General features: G+C 64.4%; 22 protein-coding genes and 1 pseudogene. 10 read left to right on the top strand and 13 right to left on the bottom strand.

Annotated elements, in window-relative coordinates:
- Positions 1-34 precede the first annotated feature (34 nt).
- From I6H87_RS23825 to I6H87_RS23840, 4 genes are all read left to right on the top strand, one after another.
- Complete coding sequence (locus I6H87_RS23825) at positions 35-1093, top strand: beta-keto acid cleavage family enzyme (protein WP_010809726.1); 1059 nt, start codon at positions 35-37, stop codon at positions 1091-1093.
- Between the two features lie 114 nt (positions 1094-1207).
- Positions 1208-2218 carry a Bug family tripartite tricarboxylate transporter substrate binding protein gene (locus tag I6H87_RS23830; protein WP_010809727.1) on the top strand — a complete coding sequence of 337 codons (1011 nt, stop codon included), beginning with the start codon at positions 1208-1210 and terminating at the stop codon, positions 2216-2218.
- A 122-nt stretch (positions 2219-2340) separates the two neighbouring features.
- Positions 2341-2724 carry a hypothetical protein gene (locus tag I6H87_RS23835; RefSeq protein WP_010809728.1) on the top strand — a complete coding sequence of 128 codons (384 nt, stop codon included), beginning with the start codon at positions 2341-2343 and terminating at the stop codon, positions 2722-2724.
- A gap of 57 nt (positions 2725-2781) precedes the next feature.
- Positions 2782-3123 carry a zinc ribbon domain-containing protein YjdM gene (locus I6H87_RS23840; RefSeq protein WP_010809729.1) on the top strand — a complete coding sequence of 114 codons (342 nt, stop codon included), beginning with the start codon at positions 2782-2784 and terminating at the stop codon, positions 3121-3123.
- A 28-nt stretch (positions 3124-3151) separates the two neighbouring features.
- On the opposite strand, the gene I6H87_RS23845 is transcribed toward I6H87_RS23840, so the two are convergent.
- Positions 3152-6439 (bottom strand): bifunctional cytochrome P450/NADPH--P450 reductase, encoded by a 3288-nt coding sequence (locus I6H87_RS23845; RefSeq protein WP_011616951.1) that lies wholly within the window; start codon positions 6437-6439, stop codon positions 3152-3154.
- Between the two features lie 164 nt (positions 6440-6603).
- On the opposite strand from I6H87_RS23845, the gene I6H87_RS23850 reads away from it, so the two are divergent.
- The gene (locus tag I6H87_RS23850; protein WP_010809734.1) at positions 6604-7251 is read left to right on the top strand and encodes a TetR family transcriptional regulator; all 648 of its coding nucleotides are present in this window, start codon (positions 6604-6606) and stop codon (positions 7249-7251) included.
- An 80-nt stretch (positions 7252-7331) separates the two neighbouring features.
- On the opposite strand, the gene I6H87_RS23855 is transcribed toward I6H87_RS23850, so the two are convergent.
- Positions 7332-7775, bottom strand: a complete 444-nt coding sequence (locus I6H87_RS23855) for a cupin domain-containing protein (RefSeq protein WP_010809735.1) — start codon at positions 7773-7775, stop codon at positions 7332-7334.
- A 287-nt stretch (positions 7776-8062) separates the two neighbouring features.
- Between I6H87_RS23855 and I6H87_RS23860 the strand changes: the two genes are divergently transcribed.
- Both I6H87_RS23860 and I6H87_RS23865 read left to right on the top strand, forming a co-directional pair.
- Positions 8063-8320: a hypothetical protein gene (locus I6H87_RS23860; protein ID WP_136227857.1), complete on the top strand. Its 258-nt coding sequence runs from the start codon at positions 8063-8065 to the stop codon at positions 8318-8320.
- A complete protein-coding gene (locus I6H87_RS23865) occupies positions 8298-9572 on the top strand; it encodes an MFS transporter (protein WP_010809737.1) in 1275 nt (424 codons plus the stop codon). Before I6H87_RS23860 ends, I6H87_RS23865 begins: the two co-directional genes overlap by 23 nt.
- Positions 9573-9632: 60 nt before the next feature.
- On the opposite strand, the gene I6H87_RS23870 is transcribed toward I6H87_RS23865, so the two are convergent.
- On the bottom strand, positions 9633-10853 hold the full coding sequence (locus tag I6H87_RS23870; protein ID WP_010809738.1) for a cyanophycinase: 1221 nt from the start codon (positions 10851-10853) through the stop codon (positions 9633-9635).
- Between the two features lie 426 nt (positions 10854-11279).
- The gene (locus I6H87_RS23875; RefSeq protein WP_011616952.1) at positions 11280-12503 is read right to left on the bottom strand and encodes a polyhydroxyalkanoate depolymerase; all 1224 of its coding nucleotides are present in this window, start codon (positions 12501-12503) and stop codon (positions 11280-11282) included.
- Between the two features lie 225 nt (positions 12504-12728).
- Here I6H87_RS23875 and I6H87_RS23880 point away from each other — a divergent pair, with 225 nt between their 5' ends.
- Positions 12729-13034, top strand: coding sequence for a hypothetical protein (locus I6H87_RS23880; protein ID WP_136227858.1), 306 nt, complete (start codon positions 12729-12731; stop codon positions 13032-13034).
- Positions 13035-13165: 131 nt separating this feature from the next.
- Here I6H87_RS23880 and I6H87_RS23885 read toward each other — a convergent pair whose 3' ends face one another.
- The 5 genes from I6H87_RS23885 to I6H87_RS23905 form a co-directional block, all read right to left on the bottom strand.
- Positions 13166-14488, bottom strand: a complete 1323-nt coding sequence (locus I6H87_RS23885; protein WP_011616953.1) for a CitMHS family transporter — start codon at positions 14486-14488, stop codon at positions 13166-13168.
- 189 nt (positions 14489-14677) lie between these two features.
- Complete coding sequence (locus tag I6H87_RS23890) at positions 14678-15718, bottom strand: isocitrate/isopropylmalate dehydrogenase family protein (RefSeq protein ID WP_010809741.1); 1041 nt, start codon at positions 15716-15718, stop codon at positions 14678-14680.
- A gap of 326 nt (positions 15719-16044) precedes the next feature.
- The gene (locus I6H87_RS23895) at positions 16045-17577 is read right to left on the bottom strand and encodes a CYTH and CHAD domain-containing protein (protein WP_011616954.1); all 1533 of its coding nucleotides are present in this window, start codon (positions 17575-17577) and stop codon (positions 16045-16047) included.
- Positions 17578-17808: a hypothetical protein gene (locus I6H87_RS23900; protein ID WP_041688054.1), complete on the bottom strand. Its 231-nt coding sequence runs from the start codon at positions 17806-17808 to the stop codon at positions 17578-17580. It abuts the gene before it with no gap.
- A gap of 84 nt (positions 17809-17892) precedes the next feature.
- Positions 17893-18174, bottom strand: a complete 282-nt coding sequence (locus tag I6H87_RS23905; protein ID WP_010809744.1) for a hypothetical protein — start codon at positions 18172-18174, stop codon at positions 17893-17895.
- Between the two features lie 201 nt (positions 18175-18375).
- On the opposite strand from I6H87_RS23905, the gene ppk1 reads away from it, so the two are divergent.
- On the top strand, positions 18376-20511 hold the full coding sequence (ppk1, locus tag I6H87_RS23910) for a polyphosphate kinase 1 (RefSeq protein ID WP_011616956.1): 2136 nt from the start codon (positions 18376-18378) through the stop codon (positions 20509-20511).
- 56 nt (positions 20512-20567) lie between these two features.
- On the opposite strand, the gene I6H87_RS23915 is transcribed toward ppk1, so the two are convergent.
- Positions 20568-21602 carry an endonuclease/exonuclease/phosphatase family protein gene (locus tag I6H87_RS23915; protein ID WP_011616957.1) on the bottom strand — a complete coding sequence of 345 codons (1035 nt, stop codon included), beginning with the start codon at positions 21600-21602 and terminating at the stop codon, positions 20568-20570.
- Positions 21603-22237: 635 nt separating this feature from the next.
- On the opposite strand from I6H87_RS23915, the gene I6H87_RS23920 reads away from it, so the two are divergent.
- On the top strand, positions 22238-23485 hold the full coding sequence (locus I6H87_RS23920) for a hypothetical protein (RefSeq protein ID WP_037024008.1): 1248 nt from the start codon (positions 22238-22240) through the stop codon (positions 23483-23485).
- 238 nt (positions 23486-23723) lie between these two features.
- Here the strand turns inward: I6H87_RS23920 and I6H87_RS34495 are convergent.
- The 3 genes and pseudogenes from I6H87_RS34495 to I6H87_RS23930 all read right to left on the bottom strand — a co-directional run.
- Positions 23724-23819 (bottom strand): annotated as a pseudogene (locus I6H87_RS34495) (IS5/IS1182 family transposase); the annotation flags it as partial.
- A 6-nt stretch (positions 23820-23825) separates the two neighbouring features.
- Positions 23826-24386, bottom strand: coding sequence for a cysteine peptidase family C39 domain-containing protein (locus tag I6H87_RS23925; RefSeq protein ID WP_011616959.1), 561 nt, complete (start codon positions 24384-24386; stop codon positions 23826-23828).
- A 351-nt stretch (positions 24387-24737) separates the two neighbouring features.
- On the bottom strand, positions 24738-25646 hold the full coding sequence (locus I6H87_RS23930) for a DMT family transporter (protein ID WP_010809749.1): 909 nt from the start codon (positions 25644-25646) through the stop codon (positions 24738-24740).
- Positions 25647-25710: the final 64 nt, after the last annotated feature.

The raw sequence follows: 25710 nt of genomic DNA on the forward strand, positions 1-25710 counted from the left end.
CCAGGCCACGTGCCTTTATCAATGGAGACATGCCGTGCACTACCTCGATGGATCCCTGTTCCCTGAAAACCAGCAGCCGCTGATCATCACCGCGGCACCGTATGCACCGGGCTGGCTGCCCTCCGATTTCCCGGAAGACATCCCCGTGACGATGGAAGACCAGATCCAGAAGGCCGTGGATTGCTACAACGCCGGCGCGACTGTGCTGCACCTGCATGTGCGCGAACTCGACGGCAAGGGCTCGAAGCGTCTGTCCAAGTTCAACGAGCTGATCGCCGGGGTGCGCAAGGCGGTGCCGGAGATGGTCATCCAGGTGGGCGGTTCGATCAGCTTCGCGCCGGAAAACGAGGGGGATGCCGCCAAGTGGCTTTCCGACGACACGCGCCACATGCTTGCCGAACTCGACCCCGTTCCGGACCAGGTGACCGTCACGGTGAACACGTCGCAGATGAACGTGACGGAGCACGCGGAGCTCGCGGATTTCAAGGGCACCTCGCGCGAGAACCCCGCGATCTTCAACGCGTACAAGGAGATGACGGTTCCCGCCCAGCCTGGCTGGGTCGAAGAGCACATCCGCCGCCTGTCCGCTGCCGGCATCCAGAGCGCATTCCAGTGCTACAACATCAATAGCTTCGAATCCGTTGAGCGGCTGATCCGGCGCGGCGTGTACAAGGGCCCGCTGGTCATGAACTGGGTGGCGATCAGCGGCGGCATGGATGCGCCGAGCGTCTTCAACCTCGCCAACATCGTCCGCGCCGTGCCGGATGGCGCGGTGCTGACCGTCGAAAGCTCCGTGCGCAACGTGCTGCCTGTGAACATGATGGGGATTGCCCTGGGCCTGCATGTGCGGTGCGGAACCGAGGACTGCCTGTGGAACCAGTCGCGCACGGCCAAGATGAGCACGGTGAAGCAGATCGAGCAGCTGGTGCGCATCGCGGGCGAATTCGGCCGCAAGGTGGCAACGGCCCAGGAAGCGCGCGACATCCAGAAGATCGGCGTGTTCTACGACACGGTCGAAGAGACGCTGGAGGCCAACGGCTTCGCGCCGAACCGCAATGGCGGCAATCAGGGCTTCCTGCGCAAGGCCGCCTGACCCGGGTCGGTCGGCACTGGCGATGCGCCAGCAGAAGGGCAGGGGTGGCAGATCACCGGCTCACGATGAAGCCGGCTGCTGCCCTGAACAACCCTCGAACATTCGGAGACAACCATGAATCAAGCACAACCGTCGGCGCGCCGCAGGGCGTCGCTGTCATGCATGCTCGGCCTGGCGCTGTCGGTGGCGCTGCCGGCTGCGCTCCCATCGACCGCCCAGGCTCAGGCGTGGCCGACCAAGGTGGTCAGGATCGTGGTCGGCGGCCCCGCCGGCGGCACCGCCGATATCCTCGGGCGCCTGCTGGCCGAGGGGCTGACGCAGTCGCTGGGCAAGCCGGTGATCGTCGAGCAGAAGCCGGGCGGCGCCGGCGCGATCGCGGTCAACACACTGCTTTCCGCACCGCATGACGGACATACGCTGCTGCTGATCCAGGGCGGCATCGTTTCCGAAACGCCGCTGGCGCTGAAGGTCTCGTTCGATCCTTTCAAGGACCTGAAACCTGTTGCCCAGGTGGCCCGTACGGGGCTGGTGCTGGTGGGCAACCCCAAGCTGCCGGCGAAGAACTTCAGCGAACTGCTTGCCTACATCAAGAGCAAGCCCGGGCAGATCGACTATGCCTCTTATGCCGCCGGCATGCGCGGCCAGACCATCGGCGTCCAGTTCAACCGCCTGGCCGGCGTGGATATGAAGCATGTCGGCTACAAGGGATCGCCGCCCGCGCTGCAGGACGTGATGGGCGGCCATGTGCCGCTGATGTTCGACGGCCTGGCCACGTCGCTGCCGCTGATCAAGTCCGGCAAGCTCAAGGCCTATGCCGTGGCGTATCCCAAGCGCATCCCCGCGCTGCCGGATGTGCCGACCTTCGCCGAAGTCGGCTTCCCGGCGATGACGGAGCCCGGCTGGATGGGGGTGTGGCTGCCGCCGGACGTGCCGGCGGCGGTGCAGGAAAAGATCCGCAACGCCACGCTGGCCATCGTGCAGCAGCCCGGCTACCGCGAGCGCGTGGAGGCCATGGGCATGGACGCCGGGCAGCCGCTCAGCAGCGAGGCCCTGTCCAGGGATGCGCGCGCCGCCCATGAGCGGCAGGCGGAGTTGCTGCGGTCGATACATTTCGTGCCGGAGTAGGGGGCGGCCCGCCTTGCGCGGGCCTCGGCGAATCGTTCAGCAAAGTTGTATGCTTTCTGCATGGCGCGCCGGGCGCCTTCAGCGCGTCCCGGCCACGGCGCAAAAAGTATGGCGGTGACAATATGAAGCCTGCTCACGCATTGATTGTGACTTGCGTCATGCTGGCCGCCTGCGTATCGACGGGCGTCGAGGTGAAACAGGAGCAGATGGCGAACTTCCTGCTCGGTTTCTCCACCCTCGACGACGTTACCGCCCAGCTTGGGAAGCCCTCGTCGCAGACCACCCTGGTCAACGGGTCGACCATCCTGATCTATTCGTTTGCGGCCTCCAGGCCGCACCCTGAGAGCTTTATCCCGTTCATTGGCCCGCTGTTCGCCGGCGGCGCGATCCGGTCGTCGACGGTTTTCTTCGAGTTCGACGAGAACGGCGTCCTCAGGAGCCAGCGCCTGACGACGTCCGGCAGCGTTTCGGGATGGAGCGTGCTGCCGCCCGATGCGTTGCCATAGGCGGGGGCGGTATACTTCCGGTCCTTTATGGCCCTGGCCAGACACCTGAGAGTCCCCATGAGCGCTTTGCCTCCCTGCCCAAAATGTCATTCCGAATTCACCTATGAAGACGGAGGCCTCTACATCTGCCCGGAATGCGCGCATGAATGGTCGGCGCAGGCAGCGGCGCCGGCCGAACCGGAGGCCAGGGTTTATCGCGATGCGGCAGGCAATGTCCTGCAGGACGGGGACACCGTCACCGTCATCAAGGACCTGAAGCTGAAGGGGTCGGCCGGCGTGGTCAAGATGGGTACCAAGGTGAAGAACATCCGCCTGGTCGACGGTGACCACGATATCGACTGCAAGATCGACGGCTTTGGTGCCATGAGCCTGAAATCCGAGTTCGTCAGGAAGGTGTAAGCGGGCGCCGGCGAGCCGGTGCCTGCCTTCAGTTGAACACGTCCTGCCGATAGCGTCCCGCGCTGACTAGGTCCGCCAGCCAGTCCGAAGCCGCCTCTGGCGTCATCCCCCCTTGCTCTGCGCCGATCTGAATCAGCACCTGCCTGACCGCGGGCGCCATGTGGCGGCCGTCGCCGCACACGTAGATGATCGCGCCCTGGTTCAGCCGGGCCCAGACATCGGCACGGCGCTGCCACAGCAGGTCCTGCACGTAGCGCGGCTCGCCATCCACGACTGAACAGGCCAGGTGGACCTGCACCACGCCCTGTGCCTGCCAGCGCTCCACGTTGTTGCGGTAGAGCCAGTCGTGCGCGGGGTGGCGGCAGCCGTAGTACAGCTGCACCGGGGCCACCGGCTGCCCGGCTGCCTGTTGCGCGGCCCGCTCCTCAAGAAAGCCGCGGAACGGCGCAATGCCCGTGCCGGGGCCGATCAGGATCATGGGCGTGGCCGGGTCCGCCGCGGGCGCGAAGGTGGGATTGGGGGTGCGGATGGCACCCGCCACCATGGCGCCTGGCGCCAGGCCCTGCAGCCAGGTGGAAGCCACGCCGCGGAAGAGTCCGCGGCCCGATAGCGCCGGTGACCAGACCGTGCCGACGGTGATGGTCGCCACGCCGGGCGAGACCAGCGGCGATGAGGCGATCGAATAGAACCTCGGCCGCATTGGCACGGTGCAAGCCAGCAGGCCGGCCAGATCCACCTCGATGGCGGGAAAGCGGTCCAGCACGTCGGCCAGCCCGAGCCGGCGCGGCGCCACCTGGGCGGCGTACCCGCTCCCGGCGTCGTCCGAGGCCAGCTGCCGCAGGGCCTGGCGCGTGACCGGGCAGCGCGAAGACTGCGACAGCAGGCGCAGGGTATGGCGCGACACCACGTCCTGCAGCTCCACAAAATGGGTCAGCAACTGGCGCACGGACAGGGCCTCGCCCAGCGGCAGGCCGCGCGCGGCCCCGCCGGAGGCGGACAACGTGACGATTGCGTCCGGGTCGATGCCGATCCGCTCGCACAGGGCCGCGACCATCCCGGGCTGGTTCTGCGGATAGACGGCGAGGTGATCGCCTGTGGCGTAGCGCACGCCGTCGGGCAGCCTGAGGCGGATATCGCGCGTGGAAGTCCGCGGCGCCTCGTGCGAGAAATCCCACAGGCCGGACGGATCGTTCACCAGCTCGGTGTTGGCCAGGACCGTGAAGGCCTCGGTGTTTGCCGGCAGCGTGGACGCGCGGATCTCGGCGACGTCTTTCACCTGCACCCGGACCGGCGGCGTCCCGTGGGCCGGCCCGCCCACGCCGTCACCGGCCTGCAAGGCTTGCCACAGCAAGGCCAGCCACCGTTCCACGGCCTGGTCGAAGTCGCCGTTGCCGTCGGCTTCGCCACGCGGCAGCAGCGGACTGGCGCCGGCATTGGTGAAGAATTCATAGACGCGGCGCGGGAAGGCCTGGTACGTCGGCCATTGCGAGTTGCCGCAGCCCAGCACGGCCACGCTCAGCGCTTCTGCCCGGTAGCCGCTGGCGGCGCCGCTGTCGAGCAGCGCTTCGAGCCGCCTTGCCGAGTCCGGCGCGCGGCCGTTATAGGTGGCGGCGATGATGACGGCCAGGCCGGTGGTCGGGAGCGCGTCGGCCACGTCGTCCAGGTCGCGCAGCGTCGCATCAAAGCCCGCCGCCAGCGCGCCGGCATGCACCTGCTCAGCCAGTTCGCGCGCGGTGCCAAGGCTGGATCCGCACAGCACGGCAAGTGTCCTGCCGCGGCCCTGCACATCGGGGCCCGCCCGCGGCGCTTGCGCGGTCCCGGCGAGCGGCGCCGCAGCGATGCGCTCATGCGGCCGGCGCCGGCGCGCACGCACCGTGAATCCGTCGGGCTTGATCGTCAGTGTTTCCTTGATGCGGAACTGGTAGTCGTGCGCGTCGGTGAACTGGAAATTGCGCAACATCAGCGCCAGTGCCAGCTTGGCCTCGGTCAGCGCAAACTGGCGGCCGATGCAGGCACGTTCCCCGTTGCCGAAAGGCATGTAGGCGTGGCGCGGCAGCTTTGCCTCCTGCTCAGGCAGGAAGCGATCGATGTCAAAGCGTTCCGGGTCGGCCCACACCTTGGGGTCGCGGTGCAGCGCGGTCAGCACCACCGACAGGCGCCTGTCCTTGCGGATCAGGTAGCGGCCGCCCAGCAGCGTGTCTTCAAACGGCGCCACGGCGAAGGCAGGCGCGGTGGGCCACAGGCGCAACGTTTCCTTCAGCACGCGGTCCAGTACCGGCAGCCGCGCCAGGTCGGCGTAGACCGGCGCCGCGTCGCCGGGCAGCACGGCGTCCACCTCCGCGTAGGCCTGTGCCATCACGCCCGGGTTGCGCAGCAGTTCATACAGCGCGAAGGTGAGCAGGCCGCTGGTGGTCTCGTGGCCCGCAATCAGGAACGTGATCACCTGGTTGCGGATGTTCTCGTCGTCCAGCCGCTGGTCGGTGTCCGGATCCCGCGCTTCCAGCATCAGGCCGAGCAGGTCGTTGGCCGTGCCGCCCGGGCGTTCCGCCGCGTCGCCCGCGCGCCGCCGCCGGATCACGTCGTCCACAAGGTCGCGCATGAAGCGGGTGTCCTGGTCGAACTTCTGGTGCGCCGCATGCATGAAGCGGTCTTGCAGGGCAAAGCGCGTCAGCTTGGACATCGCCTCTTCCAGCGCGCCCACCATGGCCTCGATGAAGGGGTGCAGTTCCGTGCTGGCGAACGATTCAAAGTCATAGCCGAAGCCGGACAGCGCGATGGTATCGAGCGTCAGCCGCGTCATGTCGTCAGCGACCGCGATATCGGCATCCGGGCCTTGCTGGTCCCATTTGTCCACCAGCCGGTTGGCCACGCGCAGCATGACGTCGAAGTAGCCCTTCATCGCGCGCTGGCTGAACGCCGGCATCAGGATGCGGTGCGCCTTGCCCCAGTTGGCCTCGTCGGAGCGTGCGGTGAACAGCCCGTCGCCGGCCATGCCGCGCAGGTAGGACACCGGCGGGCCGATGTACTTGCGGAACTGCGCGGCATCGCACAACTCGGAGGCCAGTGCCACCGACGTCACGAACGGCACGCGCCGGCCGGCGAAATTCAGTTCGAAGATGCCATCATGGTGGCGGCTGCGCGCCAGCAGGTGCTGGCCCAGCGCACCGGGTGTGATCTGCAGCAGGTTGCCGACCAGCGGCCAACCCGGGTCGCGCGGGATGGGCTCGGGGATGGGGGCATGCATGGAGCGGGCAGGGGCTTGATGCGGCGCGTCGGAGGCCTGGTCGGGGCTGGATAGCTCAATGGGCGGCGGCATGGCGGGGCGGTGTCTCCTGAACGGGAGCTGACACGCGATTTGCCACGTGCGGCCGTTTCATTTAACGTAGACATCTGTCTACCGGCGCAAGCGTAGACAACCGTAGACATGCTGTCAACGAAGCATGTCGGGCAAAAACCGAGTCCTGCTACTAAACCGCATTCATGGAAGCCATTGCCGACGGCAAACGCCGCCTGATCGACGCCGCGTTGCGGCTGGCCGCAGCCAAGCGCAGCTTTGCGGCACTCAAGCTGCGCGAGATCGCGCGCGAGGCCGGCCTGAACCCCAACACGTTCTACCGGCATTTCAGCGACATGGAAGACCTGGCCATCACCGCCATGGCCGAGGTAAGCGCCGAACTGCGGCCGATGCTGCGCGCGGTCCGATGGGCCGCTGCCCGCGACAACCCGGGTGAAGTGGCCACGCGTGCGTGCGAAGCGCTGTTCCTGTACGCGCAGCATCACCCGGATGCATTCATCGTTGGTGTGTGCGGGATCACGGGCCCGCAGCCCGCGCTTCGCGTTGCCATTCGCACGGTGCTGGATGACATCGCCGCCGAGATGGCGGAAGACATCGAGCGGCTGGGGCTGTGTCCCAAGCTCTCACGCCCGGTCATTGACGACGTCTGCGCGTACGTCGTTTCCTACCTTTTCCATCAATGCGTCGACTACATCGAAGCCGATGCCGCCGGACGGCGCAGGCTGATGGCGCGCTCGGTGCAGTTGAGTTGCTGGCTGCTGCAGGGCGCGGCAGGGCCGAATGCCCAGCCGGGAGCGAAATCAGGCAGGGAGCGCAAGGCCGTGGCGGCGTAGCCTGTTGCGACGAAACACGCAGAAGGAAGAAACTCAGCCGAAGCAGTGGCCGAAGCGAAGGCGTGTGTCCGGGCCAGCACTCACCCTGAAATCGTGATGCCGCACTCTTGCGCCACCGCCAGGAGCTTTTCCATGTCCGGCGCGCCTGGCGGAATTTCCTCATCGAGCCGCGTGAACAGGTGCGATGCGTTTCCGCCGTGGCTGGTGACTGAAATCATTTCGCCGCCGCCGAAGCCGAAACGGAAGTAATGCACCGTGCCCGCTGGCACATGGACAAAGGTGCCAGCGGCAGCAGTGATCGCTTGATCGCCATAGCCGATCTCGACCGTCCCCTTGGTAATGAAGAACGATTCGTCCCAGTCATGGCTATGCGGCGGTGGGCCACTGCCTTCTTCGCCCTGCTGCAGAAACACCTCATAGCCTTGCGTGGCGGTCTTGGATGCCAGCACCGTGATCCTTTCTCCCACCACGTTGAGCGCGCGTCCATACGCTTCCGGAGTCACCGCAAATGGTTCTGGTTTCATGATTTTCTGCTCCGTCAGTGAGAGCGCCGACGTGGCGATGCTATCCGGGTGTGAGGCATGCGGCAGCTCCAAAGCGAGCCGGCCACGATGCCGGACGGGCGGGGCATGGGCTGCCCGCTTATTTGATGTGTGGGAATTTTAGGCGGCCCACGATCGGAAGTCATCGCCAGGAATGAGGATTGCCACGGCCAATGTGCGTGAGCAAACGTTCCTCCCATGCGCAATGTCACTTGCCCCTGGCTCGCTTTCCCATTTCAATGGAGTTGACAGGGAGAAGGGATGAGATCATGGCAGTCACTCGCTTGCAGAGCATTCCCGGCATCGGGGTTGACAGGATGACCGACAAGGCTGGCTCGATGCGTAACGCCAACAGCCATCTGCCTTTCATGGGCCAGCCCGCACTGCGGGAAACCGCAGTCGAACGCGTCCGACGCCTCTCCGGCGTCACATACGGCCCTGATACCGAATGCATCGCCGAGCGAATTCGCCTGGCCCCGATACGTGCAACGCTGAGCGACGAAAATGCCGGCCGCTTCTGGTCATGATGGTTCCGAGGGCAGCGACCGGACCCTGCTGTATTTCGGTTGGCTGACCCTGTTCATCGCTCTGGCAACGCCGGCCGGTTACCTGGTCGATATACAGACGTCGTACCTGCTCAAGAACCAGCTGCATGCGACGGCGACGGAGATCTCGACATTCCGGCTGGTGACGGGCATACCAGTCTACCTTGCGTTCGTTTTTGGCCTCGCGCGCGACCAATGGAATCCGCTGGGATTGCGCGATCGTGGCTTCTTCCTGATTTTCGCCCCGGCGACCGCGGTGGCATTCATCTGGATGGCGTATTCAGGTTTCTCATACGCGGGGCTGGTCATCGGGATGCTGCTGGCAATGCTGTCGTCCCGGTTCATCGCCGCAGCCTATCAGGGGTTGATCGCCCTGGTGGGCCAGGAGAAGCTCATGTCCGGGCGCCTGAGCGCCCTGTTGAACGTGGTCGGCTCCGTCCCGGTCGTTGCGGGAGCGTTCGCCTCCGGGTACATCTCCGATCATCTCGCCGCAAAAGAAGCCTTCCTGCTGATGGCGATGTTCGCCTTTTTGATTGCGGTGCTGGCGCTCTGGAAGCCCGTTTCGGTCTTCGGCCATATCTACGAGAAGCCGCAAGCCAGGGGCACGGATCTCGTTGGCAATGTCAGGCGGCTGGTGAGACATAAGGCTGTTTATCCAGCGGTTCTCATCTGCTTTCTGTGGAACTTTGCGCCAGGAGCGGCCACGCCGCTGCAGTTCTACCTGAGCAATGAGCTGCATGCATCGGATTCCGTTTACTCGTACTACAACGGGATCTTTGCCGCCGCGTTCGTCCCGACATTTCTGCTGTATGGCTTTCTGTGCAAGAAGGTATCGCTGAACAAGCTGCTGTGGTGGGGAACGATCGTCGCAGTGCCGCAGATGGTTCCGCTGGCATTCATCCACTCAGCCAATCTTGCCCTGGTATTGGCGGCACCGATAGGGCTGATGGGCGGTGTCGCCACGGCAGCATACTTCGATCTCGCGATGCGGTCCTGTCCGCCGGGCCTGCAAGGAACCTTGATGATGCTGGTGGATGGCGTTCTCGCGCTCTCGGCGCGTGCCGGCGATCTCCTGGGCTCATGGATCTATAACAGCAGCCCAACGCACGGTTTCACATATTGCGTGATCGCGACTACCGTGGTGTACGCACTGATCCTGCTTTTGATCCCGCTGACGCCAAAGGCATTGATTGCTACCAGGGATGGCGAACCAAGTCCGGAGGTCCAAGCCTAGGCGTCGGCCCGCTGCTGCTCCAGCGTGCGCAATCGCTGGCGGGCGAGGAGGGGGCAGGCCCTAGTAATGTATGGTGGCCGGGCTCTGGATGCCGGCGTTCTCGTCAACGACATACGCTTCGATTCCTGCGCTGCCGCCATTCCACCAGTTTGTCATATCAAAGACAGTCTCGTCGTCCAGCCGCTGGACATGGACACCGTAGATGGTCAGCGGCTTGCCGGGCGCGCAGACCGCGGGCGAAGTCAGTGGCCTCAGGAAGTGAACAGCGCTGGGCGATGTCGTGGATATGTTGGTGACGCGCTGTGCAACGAAGCGGCCTGAGATATTCTGAATCTGCAACGCTGTCTCGACGTCAAGGCCAATCCCTCGGGCGGCCGACGGGTTCGTCAGGACTCCGCCCTCGCAGCCCGAACCGGACCATGGCGCAATGCTTCTTGACAGGAACGTGACCAGCCTGCCCATGCGATCGCGCGTGTCGAAGTGAGGATCGACGAACGTATTGTCCAATGCCGTAGTGTTCAGGAATTCAGGGCCGGAAAACCCTTTCGGGTCAAATGTCATGTACTTGTTGTATGGATCGCTCAGCGCCTGCGTCGATGTGACCGTCCCTTCGATGGCGGAGAAAACGAACTGCCCCAGGACGTTGGCCCCGGCGCTGGTGCCGCCAACAGGAACGTTCTGCTGCATGAGCGCGGCGATGGTCGCGTTGAGCTTCGTACCTTTCCAGAACTTGATGTAGTTGGCCTGATCGCCGCCCGCAATCCACAATGCGTTCGCGCTGCCGACAACGGCGTTTACAAACGGATCATTCGCCGCAGCTGTGTCGGTAATGACCAGCGTTTCCGCCGCAGTCAGGCCGAGGTACGCGCCACCGACATAGCCGTCCACTGCGGGGATATCGGTCGCGTTCTTCTTGTTGCTGTAGTAGAAGTAAGGGTCGTAAGCGTCGGTGCCGGTCGCGCGAATCACGACCATGCGACCGCCCGTTGCTTTGGTAATGCCCGCCTGCCGAATCATCCAGCGAAACGCGCCATCGACATCGGGCCCGCCACCCATGATGACCACCGGCTGTACCGCCCGTGGCTGAGGTGTGGGGAGGGCCTGCACCGGCACTGGATTGCCAGTCATGAAGTACCGTGTACCAGTTACGAAGTAGCTGTAGGTAGTCTTGTCACCTGCAAACGCGGGGGGCATCAGCACCCCAAGTACCACGCTGATACAGGCGACCGCGTAGTACGCCACCACCCTGCAATGCTGTGTGAGCTTGGAAATGAATTCCATGACGTGACACCCCCCTGCCGCTATCTTCTTTGTACAACTCGGTGATGACAGAAAAGCAACGCGCCAAATCCCTGGAAGAGCTGGCAGATGTCACGTCGCCAGGCAAAAGCTCCCGGCTGTTATTCCGAGCACAAGTGCGGGACGTGCAGGCGTTCCGTTATAGACGCTGGCGCACAAAAACTCCAGCCGACCCTGGTCCCGACAGGAGATGCGGTGAGGCAGACACGACCACCAGCAACAAGGCCGCCATCGCGGCCTGCTTCCGAAGGTCACTACAGGCGGCGCTCTCGCATGCCGGATCGCCATGAGAGCAAAGGTGCCACGGCCATCGGCAAGGTCTGTTCGCTGGCGTACGTTGGCGTTGTACTGTTTGCCAGTCCCCGCCTGGAAGCTTGCGCAACTGGCCTCGCCAAGGCGACGGAGCGCTCAGTCGGCGCACCGTTGAATGAACTGCGTCATGGCGGGCAGGATGGATTCCCGGAAACGCTGGCCGGCGAAGGTGCCGTAGTGACCCACGCCGTCGACGACCAAGTGTTCTTTCCGGTCGGCGGCAAGACCTGCGCAGAGCGCGTGAGCCGCTTCGGTCTGGCCGCGGCCGGTGATGTCATCCTCGCTGCCTTCGATGGTCAGCAATGAAACGTTGGCAATGGCCTCGGGGTAGACACGGCGCTGGCCGACTTCCATGCGGCCGCGGCACAGGTGATGCTCCAGGAAAACCTTCTGGATGGTTTCCAGGTAGTACTCGGCCGGCACGTCGAGCACGGCGTTGTACTCGTCATAGAACTTGCGGTGCCTGGCTGCCTCGCTCTGCCTGCCATCGACCAGGTGGCGGTAAAAGTCGAGGTGCGCACCGGCATGGTGTGCGACGTTCATCGATACAAAGCCTGCCAGCTGCAGGAAGCCCGGATAAACCCGGCGCCCGTTTCCCGGGTAACCGGCGGGCACCCGTTCGATGACGTTCGCCTCGAACCACGCCAGCGAATATTGCTGCGCGAACTGGTCGACCGCCGTCGGGCTGACGCGGGTGTCGATCGGCGCGGCGATCAGGGTCATGGAGCGGGGCTGCACCTGCTCGTTGTCTTCGGCCATCTGGGCGACCGCGCAAAGCACCGGGACCCCGGGCTGGCAAACCGCCACGATATGCGTGCCGGCGCCGAGGTATCGCAAGAACTTTTTCAGGTAATCGACATAGCAGCCAAGATCGAAGTGCCCGGCGTCAAGCGGGACCAGGCGCGCATCGGCCCAGTCGGTGATGTAGACATCATGCCCGGGCAGCAATGCCTCGACCGTCGGGCGCAGCAGGGTGGCGTAGTGGCCGGAGAGCGGCGCCACCAGCAACACCCGGGGGCCAGGATTGGACATGTCCTTCCTGAAATGCAGCAGCCGGCAGAAGGGCTCCTCGATGAGCGCGGTCTCGGTGACGGCCACCCGCTGGCCGCGCACGAAGACCTCGTCGATCTCAAAGCTTGGTTTGCCATAGGCCTTGGTCAGCCGGGTGAACAACTCAAGCGCGGCGTCGGCCTCGCGCAGCCCCGGAAGCCAGGCGACCGACTCGCCCCAGAAATTGACTGCACGATAACCTGCCTCGATCATCGCCCCGAGCGGGCCAAGGGACTGCAGCGTGAGTTCCCGCAGAGCATAGAGCGCCATTGCGATTCCCGCCTTTTTGAATTGGTTGGTGTGTTGTTCTGGCGCAGGGGCCGGCAAACCGGGTGCTGCGCAATGCGGGCTTCAGCGCAGTTGGCGTGCCCGACAGCCGCATGGCCGGCTTCGTGCAAGGTGGGCGGGCGGGCGACAGGCTTCTGCCGCGGGTGCGTAGGTGGGAAGGTGGCGCTGGTGCACTGAGAAGTGCTGCGCGCGGCTCAGGTGCCGTCGATGTCGAATGGACTGGCTGCGGGAGGCTCCGGTCTTGCCGTGGCGGCCGTTGCGGCCGGACTGATGCGCGCGGCCCAGGTCGCACGCGAATCGGCTGGAATGCTGCATGATGCCCCCCTACTACTCAAGCCACCAGCATTGCGTCGCAATGCCAGCGGAACAGCTTGCAATCAAGTTACGCCATTTACATTCAGTAACATATTCGATCTAACCCTATTGCAACCCTTTGCATACGTCCTTGGCAACGAAGGAACCTTTGCGGGATCATTCGATGCGAATGTGGCCTTATGTGCAGGCGATATGTGATCCTCTATTGCCAGCAGGGCGGACGCAGCCGGGCCATCTGCTCGGCTATTTGTAAATTTTTGCAAGTTGCGTTCGGGTAAAACGCCAGGCAGGCGGATGTGGTTGACCCGCCCGGTCCCGCTTCCTCGCTGTCACGCTGCCCGGCCAATGACCGGAATCACGCCGAAGGCAACGGTAGCCAGCATCATGACCACTGCCGCCGACAGCGCCCAGAGCAGCGTATAGCGCTGGTGATCGCCAAATTCGACCTCGGCCAGGCCGACCAGCAGGTAGGTCGACGCGACCAGGGGGCTCAGCAGGTGAACCTGCTGCCCGATCAGCGAGGCGCGTCCGATCTCCGCCGCGCCGATGCCATAGACGGCGGCAGCCTTGGCCAGGATCGGCAGGATGCCGAAGTAGAACGCGTCGTTCGAGATAAAGAACGTGAACGGAATGCTCAGCACCCCGGTCACCAGGGCCATGTAGGGACCCATCCAGTCCGGCACGGCGCTGATGACGCTGTTGGCGATGGCGTCGACCATCTTGGTGCCCGACAGGATTCCGACGAAGATGCCGGCGGCGAAAATCAGCGACACCACCGGCACGACGTTGGCGGCATGCGCGCTCATGCGCTCCTTCTGTTCGTGCAGGCTCGGGTAGTTGACCATCAGCGCGATGGCGGACGCGATGATGAACAGCGCAGGCAGCGGCAAGGTGCCGAGAATCAGCAGCACCATCAGGCCGCTGGTCAGCAGGAAGTTGAACCACAGCAGCTTGGGCCTGGCGATCCGGGGATCGCTGGTTGCAGCCTTCGGCATGGCATGGCCGTCATCGCCGGCCCCGGTGCGCATCACGGCGATGCTGCCAAGCCGGTTGCGTTCGCGGCGGCCCAGCAGGAATGCCACGAACAGGCCCCACATGCCGGTGACGATCATCGGCAGGATCATCGGCACGAACAGCGAGCCCACGTCCACGCCCAGCGCGCTGGCGGCACGCGCGGTCGGGCCGCCCCAGGGCAGGATGTTCATCAGCCCGCCGGCCATCATGATCACGCAGGCCAGCACCAGCCGGCTGATGCCCAGGCGCTTGTAGAGCGGGAGCATGGCGGCGCAGGTGATCATGTAAGTGGTCGAGCCGTCGCCGTCGAGCGACACCAGCGCGGCCAGCACGAAGGTGCCCATGATGATCTTGACCGGATCGCCGCCCACTATCTTCAGGATCGCGCGCACCACCGGATCGAACAGCCCGGCATCGATCATCAGGCCGAAATACAGGATGGCGAACATCAGCATCACGCCGGTCGGCGCCAGCTTCTTGACGCCGTCCAGCATCATCGGGCCGAGTTCCGGGCCGAAACCGCCGATCGCGGCGAACGCAATCGGAACCAGGATCAGCGCCACCATGGCGGAGAGCCGTTTTGTCATGATCAATGCCATGAACACGATCACCATCGAATAGGCGAGCAGGGTCAACATCTTTTTCTGTATCTCTTTGCCGCCCTGCAGCGTGGGGCGCATGCGGGCGGGAGTGTGTGTGCGTCCGTGCGGCGCACGAGGTTAAAAGCAAGGCCGATCCCGCCGGCACGCCAGGGCGTGCCGGGTATGGAATGACTGCGGAGGGTGGCAGTCTTGCGCGCTGGCCCGGGCGGGCCGCGCGGGCGCGGCTCAGCTGGCGGAAGCGATGCGTTTCACTACCGCGTCCGCGAACTGCAGCGTGGTGGCCGTGCCGTGGAGGTCGCCGGTCTTCACCTGGTCCTGGACCAGCGTCAGCTCGATGGCCGTGCGCAGGCGCGTGGCCAGGTCCTGGCGGCCCACGTGGTCGAGCATCAGGCCGGCGGCCAGCATCAGCGAGATCGGGTTGGCAATGCCTTTGCCAGCGATGTCTGGCGCCGAGCCGTGCACCGCCTCGAAGATCGCGGCCTGGTCGCCGATGTTGGCGCCCGGCGCCATGCCAAGCCCGCCAACCAGGCCGGCGATCTGGTCCGACAGGATGTCGCCGAACAGGTTGGTACAGAGCAGCATGTCGAAGCGCCACGGGTTGAGCACCAGCTGCATGGCGCAGGCGTCGACAATGATGTCGTCCATGTCCACGCGGCCCGCGTAGTCCCTGGCGACTTCGCGCGCCGCTTCCAGGAAGATGCCGGTGAGCGCTTTCAGGATATTGGCCTTGTGCACCACCGTGATCTTCTTGCGGCCGTTCCTGACGGCGTACTCGAAGGCGAAGCGGGCAATGCGCCGGCACGCGTCGCGCGTGTTGGTGCCGGTGGACACCGCCACCGCATGCGGGTCGTCGCCAACCGGGATGTAGTAGTCATGGGCCACATAGAAGCCGCCGACGTTCTCGCGCACCAGCACCAGGTCGATATTCTCGAAGCGGCCCGGCACCAGCGTGCGGGCAGGGCGCACGTTGGCATAGAGGTTGAACGCCTCGCGCAGGCGCACATTGACCGAGCGGAAGCCACCGCCCACCGGCGTGGTCAGCGGCCCCTTCAGGGCCAGGCCGGTGCGGCCGATGCTGTCCAGCGTGTCTTGCGGCAGGGGATCGCCGCTGTATTCGACGCCGGCCATTCCCGCGCGCCGGATATCCCAGGCAAACGGGGCGCCCAGCGCTTCCAGCACCCTGACGGTGGCGTCCACTACTTCGGGACCGATCCCGTCGCCTGGGATCAGCGTGGCCGGGATCTGTTCGCGTGCACCGTTTTCCATTTGCGTTCCTGTCGTGAATTGAGCGTTTCGCTGGCCGGCCAGGGCGCCGGGCCAGGGAGGCTGTGTTTCTCGTCGCCGGGGGGCGCCGGTTGCGGATTCCGGCGTTTGCCGCCGGTCCGGATGACCAGGGGCCCGATTCTAGGCGGGGAAGGCTGTCAGGAAACTGTCAATGTGCCGGCTATGTCATTGGGGTTTACGCGGAGGGCGACGAACCCTGCTGACGGAGAACGACCGACGAATCGGGGCCGGCGACAGTGAAAGCATCGCCGGTGCAGTGCGCCAGGACTGGCCGCGACGATGAACGCGCACTGACGCCCGGAGCCGCGCTAAGCGGGCAGGCGTGCCGCCTTGAATTGTTTCCAGAGGCAGCGCAGCGGCTGCCGGTCAACGCTGACAGCCCTTGCGATATAGCCGCGCGCATAGCCACAGCCAATGGCAAGCTGCTGCCGCTCTGTCGCCAGGCGCAGCAACAATCCCTCTGCAACCGCCATATCATTGCGCCATCCCAGGTCATCCTGCAGGCGCGACAGTTGCCGGCGATAGCGGCGCACCTTATTCGCGGCAAACAAGGATTCAAAGAACTCGGTCGCGTAGCGCAGCTTCTTTGCGGCGATACGCGCACGATGGCGCCGCTGCTCATCGAGCTTTGCCATGCCCCGCCCCCGCTTGAGCAGCCTGCGTTGCCGTTTGCGCAGCGTGGCCAGCGCGAAGTCCCTGGCGGGTCCCGTGAGTGCCGCGCGCTGCGCCTCGTCAAGGCCATGGCGCCAGTCCGCGCTGCCCAGCCAATGGCTCAGCGTCAGGATCAGCCGGGTGTAACGATCGGAATTCACGGCCTGGGCCGCGCGTTGCCGCGCATCGGCTGCGACTGCCTTCGCCGCGGCAAGCACCGCGCCCGCGCCCACGTCCTCCGGCGCCCCATCGAATGCGTCACGCAAGGTGGTGTTGGCAAGCACTTCCCAGTCACGTGCGGGGCCCAGTTCATCGGCAATCCATTTGAGGTCCGATTGCAGTGCCGGCGGGCAGGCAAGCAGCGGCTCGAAGATATCAAGCGCGGAGCGCAGGCGACGCAGGCCGACACGCATCTGGTGCACGCTCTCCGGATTGGAGCCATTGACCACGCCGCGTTCGTTCCCCGAGATTTGCGCCAGGCAGCTCTCGGCAATGCACTGAAACACTGCTTCAGCCGACCCTGCTTCGGCCAGTCTGAGGGGCTCCGCCCGTAGCGCTTCATTGGCCTCGTCAGCGACCAGCGCATAGCCACGGTCGCCTTTGCTGGCGCGGCTCAGGCGCATTGGCACTGCGTCGAGCAGCCGCAGGGCAAACGCTGACAGATGGGCGGGCTCACCGGTCTGGATCTCCATCTCAAGCTCGCGGATCGGCTCCGTGGCGTCGTTCGCGCGGACAACGCCGCGATCGACCGCCAGTTCGACCTCGTCCCCCTGTGGCAAGCGCAACAGCAGCACCGTGCGCCGGACATCCGTGATGAAGATCGGCTTCAGCCGTTCCGCCAGGTCGCCTTCACGCAGCAGCGTTCCCAGCGCAGTGCCCTCGGGCAATTTGTCTCGCAGTGCACCAAGATCTGGCGCATTTCCGGGAACTGCCGACTCAAACTCTTCCCGCTCGTAAAGCGCCCCATGCTGCGTGCCCCAGGTCTTCAACGTCTGTACATAATGTTCACCTGCTTGCCGCACACGCAGCGAGGCGTGCATACGCCGAAAGGCAAGATCCGACGTATCGAAATACGTGCTCACGAGCCTGTCTTCGTGCGGCGGCTCCACACAGCAGGACGACACCAGGGGCAAGCCGATCAGCCCTTCGGCCTGGTCCTGCAGCAACTCGAGCTTGAGTTCGCGCTCCATTTATCCGAGCTTTGCCGTGCCCTCGAATTTTTCGAATACCCTGGCCTGGACTGCGTTCATCACTGCAAGGGTCTCGTCACTGGCAGGGCCGCTGGTCGTCACCCCGGTGGCGTTCTTCGGCTTCGAGCCGCACGGGTCGAAGACAAAGACCGTATCGAACTTTCCGGACGATTCTTTCTTCAGGCGCCGGTTGAGTGCTTTCAGGTATCGCTTCTTGTCAGTCTTTGACATAGGTTCCAAGGTTATCTGCGGTGGCAATAACGACCCAGGTCATTGAACCATCTGCTTAATGAACTCACTTCACCAGGCAGCCTGCTAGTGCGACTGGCTTGCATTCGACTCCCCGCCGGGGAAGGGGCTTTCGTGCTCCCGCAACTTCTGCAGCGATCGGGTCAGCCTGGCGCCGTGCTTGCGGTCCGCGGCCAGCAGCAGGGCCTCTATGCCGTCGTCCAGGCCCGCCAGCTCGCGGTCACCCGGTAGCCTGGTCGCTTTCATCTGCTGCAATTCGTTGGCAATGCGCTTGCCCAGCTTGCGCACAAACTCCGGGTCAAGGTGACCTTGCGCTGCAGCACCTCCAATATGCTCGATCAAGCGCATCAGACCTTCGGGGGTGGTCTCGGTCGCAGATGGTATTTCGTGTGTCATTGGCGGCTCCAGTGGGCGCGTCAGATCATTTTACGCAGCGAATGCTCGTAAGATGGTACGTATTTCGCGGGACCAGTGCGATCAGATTCGCCTCGATATGCGCAATACGCCAGCTAGAATCGGGAAGGATTCCCCCGCACCGACATTCCAATCATGAAACCCGAATCCGATCCCATGCAGAATGCGCCGCCAATTGACGCGGAGGAGGGGCGCCTCGGCACCCCGGTCGACCCGGATGGCCTGCTGAATGGCAATGAGCTCTATATCAACCGCGAACTCAGCCAGCTGGAGTTCTTCGGCCGCGTGCTGGAGCAGGCCGCCGATCCCGCGGTGCCGCTGCTTGAGCGCCTGCGTGCCCTGTGTACCTTCAGCAGCAATCTGGATGAGTTCTACGAGATCCGCGTGGCCGGCCTGAAGGAGCAGTGCTTGCTTCAGTCTCCGGTGGTCGGCCCGGACGGGCTGACGCCGCAGGCGGTCTATGCCAGGGTCAACCAACGGGTCCGGGAACTGGTCGATCAGCAGTACCGCCTGTTCAATGACATGCTGATTCCGGCCATGGCCGAGCAGCAGATCCGCTTCTTGCGGCGGCCCTCGTGGAACCTCGCGCAGGCGGAATGGATCCGGGAGTTCTTCTTCGCCGAACTGATGCCAGTCCTGACGCCGATCGGCCTGGACCCGGCGCATCCGTTTCCACGGGTGCTCAACAAAAGCCTGAATTTCGCCGTTGAACTCGAGGGCAAGGATGCGTTCGGGCGCAACTCCGGCTATGCGATCGTGCAGGCGCCACGAGCGTTGCCGCGGGTGATCGCCCTGCCACCGGAGATCGCCGGATGCGAACATGGCTTTGTGTTCCTTTCTTCCATCCTGCATGCCCACGTCGGCGAGCTGTTCAGTGGCATGACCGTGCGCGGCTGCTATCAGTTCCGCGTGACCCGCAACAGCGAACTGTTCGTGGACGAGGAAGAGGTCAAGAACCTGCGCGAGGCGCTGCAAGGCGAACTGCCGCACCGTCATTATGGTGATGCGGTCCGGCTGGAAGTGGCTGACAACTGCACGCCGGCAATGACTGGGTTCCTGCAGCAGCAGTTCGGCCTGGCGGCAAGCGAGGTGTTCTCCGTCAACGGACCGGTCAACCTGGTTCGCCTGATGCAGGTGCCAGATCAGGTGGACCGGCCGGAACTGAAGTACCTGCCTTTCCGGGCCGGCCTGCCGAAGGTGCTGCACGAGCATTCCGATATCTTCCGCGCCATTCGCGAGGGCGACATCCTGCTGCATCACCCGTTCCAGTCGTTCACACCGGTGGTGGACTTTGTCAGGCAGGCGGCACAGGACCCCGATGTGGTGGCAATCAGCCAGACGGTGTATCGGGCCGGGCACGACTCGGTCCTGCTCTCGGCACTGATCGAGGCCGCGCGCAACGGCAAGGAAGTCACCGTCGTGGTGGAACTGCTGGCCCGCTTCGATGAAGAGGCCAATATCGGTTGGGCAACGCAACTGGAGGAAGTCGGCGCGCATGTCATCTATGGGGTCGTCGGCTTCAAGGCGCACGCCAAGATGGTGATGGTATTGCGACGCGAGGGTGGGAAGCTCCGGCGCTATGTGCATCTCGGAACCGGGAACTATCACCACCAGACCACGCGCACCTATACGGATTTTGGATTGCTCACCTGCAATGAGTCGCTGACGCAGGATGTGGCGCAAGTGTTCAGCCAGCTGACTGGTCGTGGCCAGACCCATTGCATGACCCATATCTGGCAATCGCCCTTCACCTTGAAGACGGGGTTGCTTGAAGCGATCCGGCGCGAAGCCGGGCACGCCAGGGCCGGCCGCAAGGGATGGATCGTGGTCAAGATGAATGCGCTGCTGGAACCCGACCTGATTCAGGCGCTGTACGACGCCTCACGCGACGGAGTCCGTATCGACCTGATCATCCGGGGCGCCTGTGCGCTGCGCCCCGGCGTTGCCGGCCTGTCGGAGAACATTACGGTGAAATCCGTCATGGGCCGGTTTCTCGAGCACTCGCGCATCTTTTATTTTCACGACGGCGGGGCGGAAAAGGTCATGCTATCCAGCGGTGAATGGATGGAGCGAAGCCTGTCCCGGCGGATCGAGATCTGCTTTCCCATCCTTGATGCCGGGTTGAAGGAGCGCGTTATCGCGGAAGGGCTGAAACCGTACCTGGCAGACCGGCGTGACACCTGGCAGATGGCGCCGGACGGAACATACGAGCGTCAGGGCTCGCGTGATGGCGAGGGCGCGCAGAATATCCTGCTGTCGGCGTTGACGTGAGCCCTGCATAAGGGCCACGCAGGCGCGGCACCGCGCCTGCGTGGCCGTGCCGCTGCTCAACCGAGATCGTCCTGGATCGGCCGGTGTCTGAACACCGCGCGGATGATGCCATGGTCGTTGGTGCCCAGGCCCTTGTGATCGCTAAAGTTCAGGTGATCGTTGTTGATAATGAGCCCGTCGAACAGCCAGCGGCGCCGCTTGCTGTTGTCATATAGCTGCTCGCTGACCAGGATGTGATCAAGCGATTCGCGAAAATCCTGGAAGACATGGGTGTAGTAGACATCGCGCGTGTCCCGGTATTCCTGCAATGTCTGCGCGGTATAGAGCGCAATATCGCCACCACCGACCGAGTCACCCACCAGATAGGCAGGCTGCTCGGTCAGGATATTGGCGGTATTGCTCAGTTGGCCGTCGTTGATATCGCCCATCACCACCACTGCGGTGTTGTTGCCTTTCATGCTGTCGGTCAGCATGAAGCGCAGCGCGGCCGCTTCGGCGGTACGCCGGATCGTCGACAACGCAGCGCCGACGGCTTTGGCATGTTTCGCGTAGATTTCCTTTTCATACCAGGCCTCGCCATCGATCCGGGTCGGCTGCTTCGACTTGAAATGGCATACGTACATGTGCATGGCAGGCTCATCCTCGCGCGGCCGGATGGTGAAATGCAGGACCGGCCGGGAAAAGCCGCGAATACTGACGCTGATCTGCGGTGTCTGCGGATCGTCTCCCTTCGATTTCAGCACGAATTTCTCGGGAAAATCGGCGATCCACTCGGCCTCGCCTGCGAGCAATCCGCGGCGGACGATGGCTGCGCACACAATGCCCTTGCCATTGGCGTTGTCCGGCACCAGCACGTCATAGGCATCGGCCAGGCCGGCGGCCTCGACTGCCGCGAGCAGCCCGTCGCCATGCCACAGCTCCTGGAATCCGACCACGTCGGCGTCGATCAGCTTCAGCTGGCTCGCCGTCCAGGCGATCTTGCGCTCGTATTCCTTCTCGCTCCAGCCGTTGCGGTCGGTATAGAGAGGCAGGCCCGGCACATTCAGGTTGTACAGGTTGAACGTCGCGATACTTAGTGTCTTCAGGTTCATGGCGGACTCTCCGTTGGCGCATGCGCGAATCGCCCCCGGAGTTCAGCAAGCCTGGCGCCCGGTGTCTATCTCGTTTCGATGACAATCGCCGGGCCACGCGAGGATACCCGCGGGTCGACATCTCACAGCCCGATCGTGCCGAGTGGGTATTCGGACAGTGGCCTGCCTTCACCATTAATTTTCTGTCGCCCATGACGTTTCATTTGCTATACATACTTTTTCCGACTGCTCTGGCGGCCTGTCTAATACTTCCTCGCTAAGCCGTTCAGCTCGCGCCGGCATTCCACTCCAGTGGCGATTGACGGCATTTTCGGGGCGCTGGAAAACAGTGTCCGCGGTGGCTGCCGGAGCCTCCGGAAGCCACTTTCCATGGCCGGAAATGCCTTGTCCTGAAAGGCTTCACGGGAATTACGCAGCCCCGCGGCGACTGTACCCCGTGAATAGTGCCGAGCGCTCCGGCATTATCCCGCGCGGGCATTTTCATCCGCGCTGCGGGACGCCATTTCGCATAACCGAAGCTCGTCCATAGAGCCGATTTTCCATTCCGATTCCGCCAGCTAGATTGACCTCATCGTTGGCGCTTGCCAAGGCTGACGAATTCTATGTGCTCAAAAGCCAGGGAAAGGGGTCCATCCATGAAACGCATCCATTTGAAACTTGTGGCTTTGCCGCTCGCCTGTCTGGTCATCACGGCCGCCGGTTGCGGGGGAGGCGGGGGGGGCGAATCGACGCCTGCCAGCGCCGCCGCCACAGCCCCAGGCACGGGAACGTCAGCGCCAGCGTCACCCACGACGCCAACAACGCCCGCAACGCAGACCGCCGCCAGCAGCAGCGCCATGCTGTCGGGTACCACTGATCCCGGGCCCGAGATCGGCAAAGACGGGGACTTCTACCTGAATACCGTGACCTGGATGCTGTTCGGGCCCAAGGCAAACGGCACGTGGCCGGCAGGGGTTTCGGTGGCGGGTACCGGCAATACCGGAGCGGCCGGGAACACCATCCTGTCCGGCTCGGTCGATCCGACCGACAGCGTCGGCAACAATGGCGACTACTACATCAATACCTCCACCTCGACCCTGTTCGGGCCCAAGGCAAACGGCACGTGGCCGCCGGGCGTCCAGATGGGTGGCGGCACCGGGTCGGGCACCGGTGGCGGCGTCGTCCTGACGGGCGCGGGGGCACCAGCCAACAGCGTTGGCAACAATGGCGACTACTACCTCGACACCGATACCTGGACGCTGTACGGGCCCAAGGCCAATGACGTGTGGCCGGCAGGGGTCTCGCTGGTCACCCAGCCGGGCGGCAGCGGCGGCACCGGCGGCACCGGTGGCGGCACTGCAGGCAATGGCGGTCACATCCTGTACGGCAGCGGTGCGCCGACCGACGACATCGGCGTCGATGGCGACTTCTATTTCGACACCACGACCTCGACGCTGTACGGTCCCAAGGCGGGCGGCAAGTGGCCAACTTCGGGCGTGAGCATGGGGACAGGCACCGTCTACAACGGCAACTTCAACGTGCCAGCCACGCTCAGCCGCGGCAACTATGCCATGACCGGCGCCGGCGGGGCGGTTCCCTTGCCTTCGGACTTCGGCGTCGTGATCCCCTACGATTGCAGCCGTGTCACGCTCACTGCCACCACACTCGGCAAGGTGCAGGGAACGCTGGACATTTCGGTCCACACGGTGACAGGGGCCGGCGCTTCAGCGACCATCACGCCGGTCAGGGACCTGAGCTGCAAGATCAGCAATGGCCAGCAGAGCTGCAGCCAGGAGGTGCCGTCCGGAACCGTCAACCGCAACGACAAGCTGCAGGTACAGGTCGACACCAACCAGGCCACCGATTGGGGAGGCCTCACCGTCAAGCTTGCCTGCGTCATCTAAGCCGGTTGGACGGGGGCGCGCGTCTGTGCCGGGGAGGGCAGACCGGCGCCTGAGCGGAGGCAGGGCAAATTGCCCTGCCTCCTTTTCATTTCCCCAAGGCGCCTGGCATGGTGAACGACTGCGTGCAGCGCGTTCGGCTTGACCTATTGCATACCGGGACAGTGCGGAGCGCCGATGACCCCGGCCGGGTTGACCGAGGATGTCGGCCACCGCTACGAGATGCGGTTTCCGCTCAACGTGACCTGTCGGTGGGGACCTGGCAGAGCAGTTCGGGCAACACGTCGGCATCGCCGACGCCCTGATGCGTCATCGGAGCCGCGCCTGTCTGGCCGGACAATGACTAGCCACCAGCGCGGACCACATCCGCAGCCGGCAGCCTGCCCCGCAGGCATAGTGCCCTGAGCGTCGAGGCAAGCAGCCGCTCCCAACGGCGCCGCCATGATGGCCGCATCGCGTCGCCGGGCCACGGGCACGGCTGTGCCGGCTCCGTATCGGCTGACACGGCCGCTTGCAGCGTTGGCTGCGCGAAGACGGCGTGCCCGCTGTACTGGGTCAGCAGTTCCTCGCGGCTGACTTCCTGCACCCCACCGCCCCAGCCTGGCAGGGCGACGAGAAACCGTCCGTGCTCGCAGCGCTGCAGCAGTACGCACGGCCTGTTCTTGTCCAGCAACAGCATGGCCGGTATCGAGGTATCCGGGATATCGTCGAGGTCGTGCTCCGCCAGCCGGGTCGACAAGCCGGCGCGCGCCGCCGCAGTGCAGAGCAGCGGCAACGTCAGGGCCTGCCCGTCCAGCGGCAGCCCTTCCAGCAGGACCGCTGAAGGCACCGTCCGTTGCAGGGCCCGGTTCAGCAACAGCAGGCAGCCCAGCAACGGATCGTCCGCAGCCGTGAGCCGGCTCATTGCGGCAGGAGGCTCCCGGCGGCCAGCAATGAAATGCAGGTCGGAAGTGCCGGGATGCACCGTGGGCCTTATCCTGGGTTGCTGTGTGCGCCGCGATGGCGCTGATTCAGCTTCGATGTCTTTTGCTGGCGCCTCGCATCGTGCAAGGTCAGCCGACGCGTGTTGCCCGCGCGGATTCCGTTCACCCATGATTCCCCCCCCGGTTTCAGTGGTGTGAGCTCTACTGCGAGGGTAGTGCACCAGGTTGCGCGAGCCCATCGTGCAAACAGGTTAGTGCAGCCGCAGCGAGACTGATTCAGGATTGAAACGCCCGGGGCATGCCTGGTCCCTGGTGTGGACCGGCCGGCCCCCTCAACGCCGCTGCGCCAGCCAGATTCCCGCCGCGATCGCGGCCAGCCCCACCGCGTGGTACCAGCGGGGCCAGTCGCCCAGCAGCAGCGTGGACAGCAGCGCCGCGAATACCGGCGTCAGGGTGATAAAGAACACCGGCAACTGAGCGCCCGCGCGGGCGATGGCGCGGTCCCAGGCAAAGTAGGCGAGCAGCGAGGGAATGGTTGCTACATAGAGCAGGATGGCCGCGACCTTGCCGCTCCATTGCAGCGGCTGGTCCAGCGTCATCAGCTCCCATGCCGTCACGGGAGCGCTTGCCAGTACGCCGGTGACGATCTGCGCGAACAGCAGCACGGGCAGGGGCACGGCGGGCCGCTGTTTGCGCAGCAGCCAGGTATAGCCGCTCCAGGCGATGGTGGCGGCCAGCATGAACAGGTCGCCGGCAACCAGGTCCAGCTGGGCGAGCCGGCCCAGTTCGCCGCGTACCAGGACGAAGGTCACGCCGACCATGCACAGCAGTGCCCCGGTGACATGCCATGGCTTCACCCGTTCGCGAAAACAGATCGCGCCGATCACGATCAGAAACAGCGGCGTGGATGCGCCGATCAGCGTCACGTTGATCGGGGTCGAGGTGGTCAGCGCCAGGTACTGCAGGGCGTTATAGCTGGCGATCGAAAGCACGCCCAGGGCGGTGATCACGCCGGCGTGCCGGCGCAGTGCCGCGCGGTGCTCGATCACGCCGCGCCAGGCAAAGGGTGCCAGCAGCAGCCCTGCCAGCACCCAGCGCACAGAGTTCAAGGTGATGGGTGGCACCGTGCCGGCGGCCAGGCGGCCGACGATGGCATTGCCGGCCCAGCTCAGTGGCGGGAAGGTAAGCAGGAACAGCGTTGTCCAGTCGATGCGTCCAGTGGTGTTGCTGCTTGCGGGCATGGGGAGGGAAGTGCTTGCAAATAGCGCATTATCCGCCATATGCGGCGCCGGGGCGCCAGGCGCC

It is taken from the genome of Cupriavidus necator (assembly GCF_016127575.1).
In the GTDB taxonomy this organism is placed as follows: Bacteria; Pseudomonadota; Gammaproteobacteria; order Burkholderiales; family Burkholderiaceae; genus Cupriavidus; species Cupriavidus necator_D.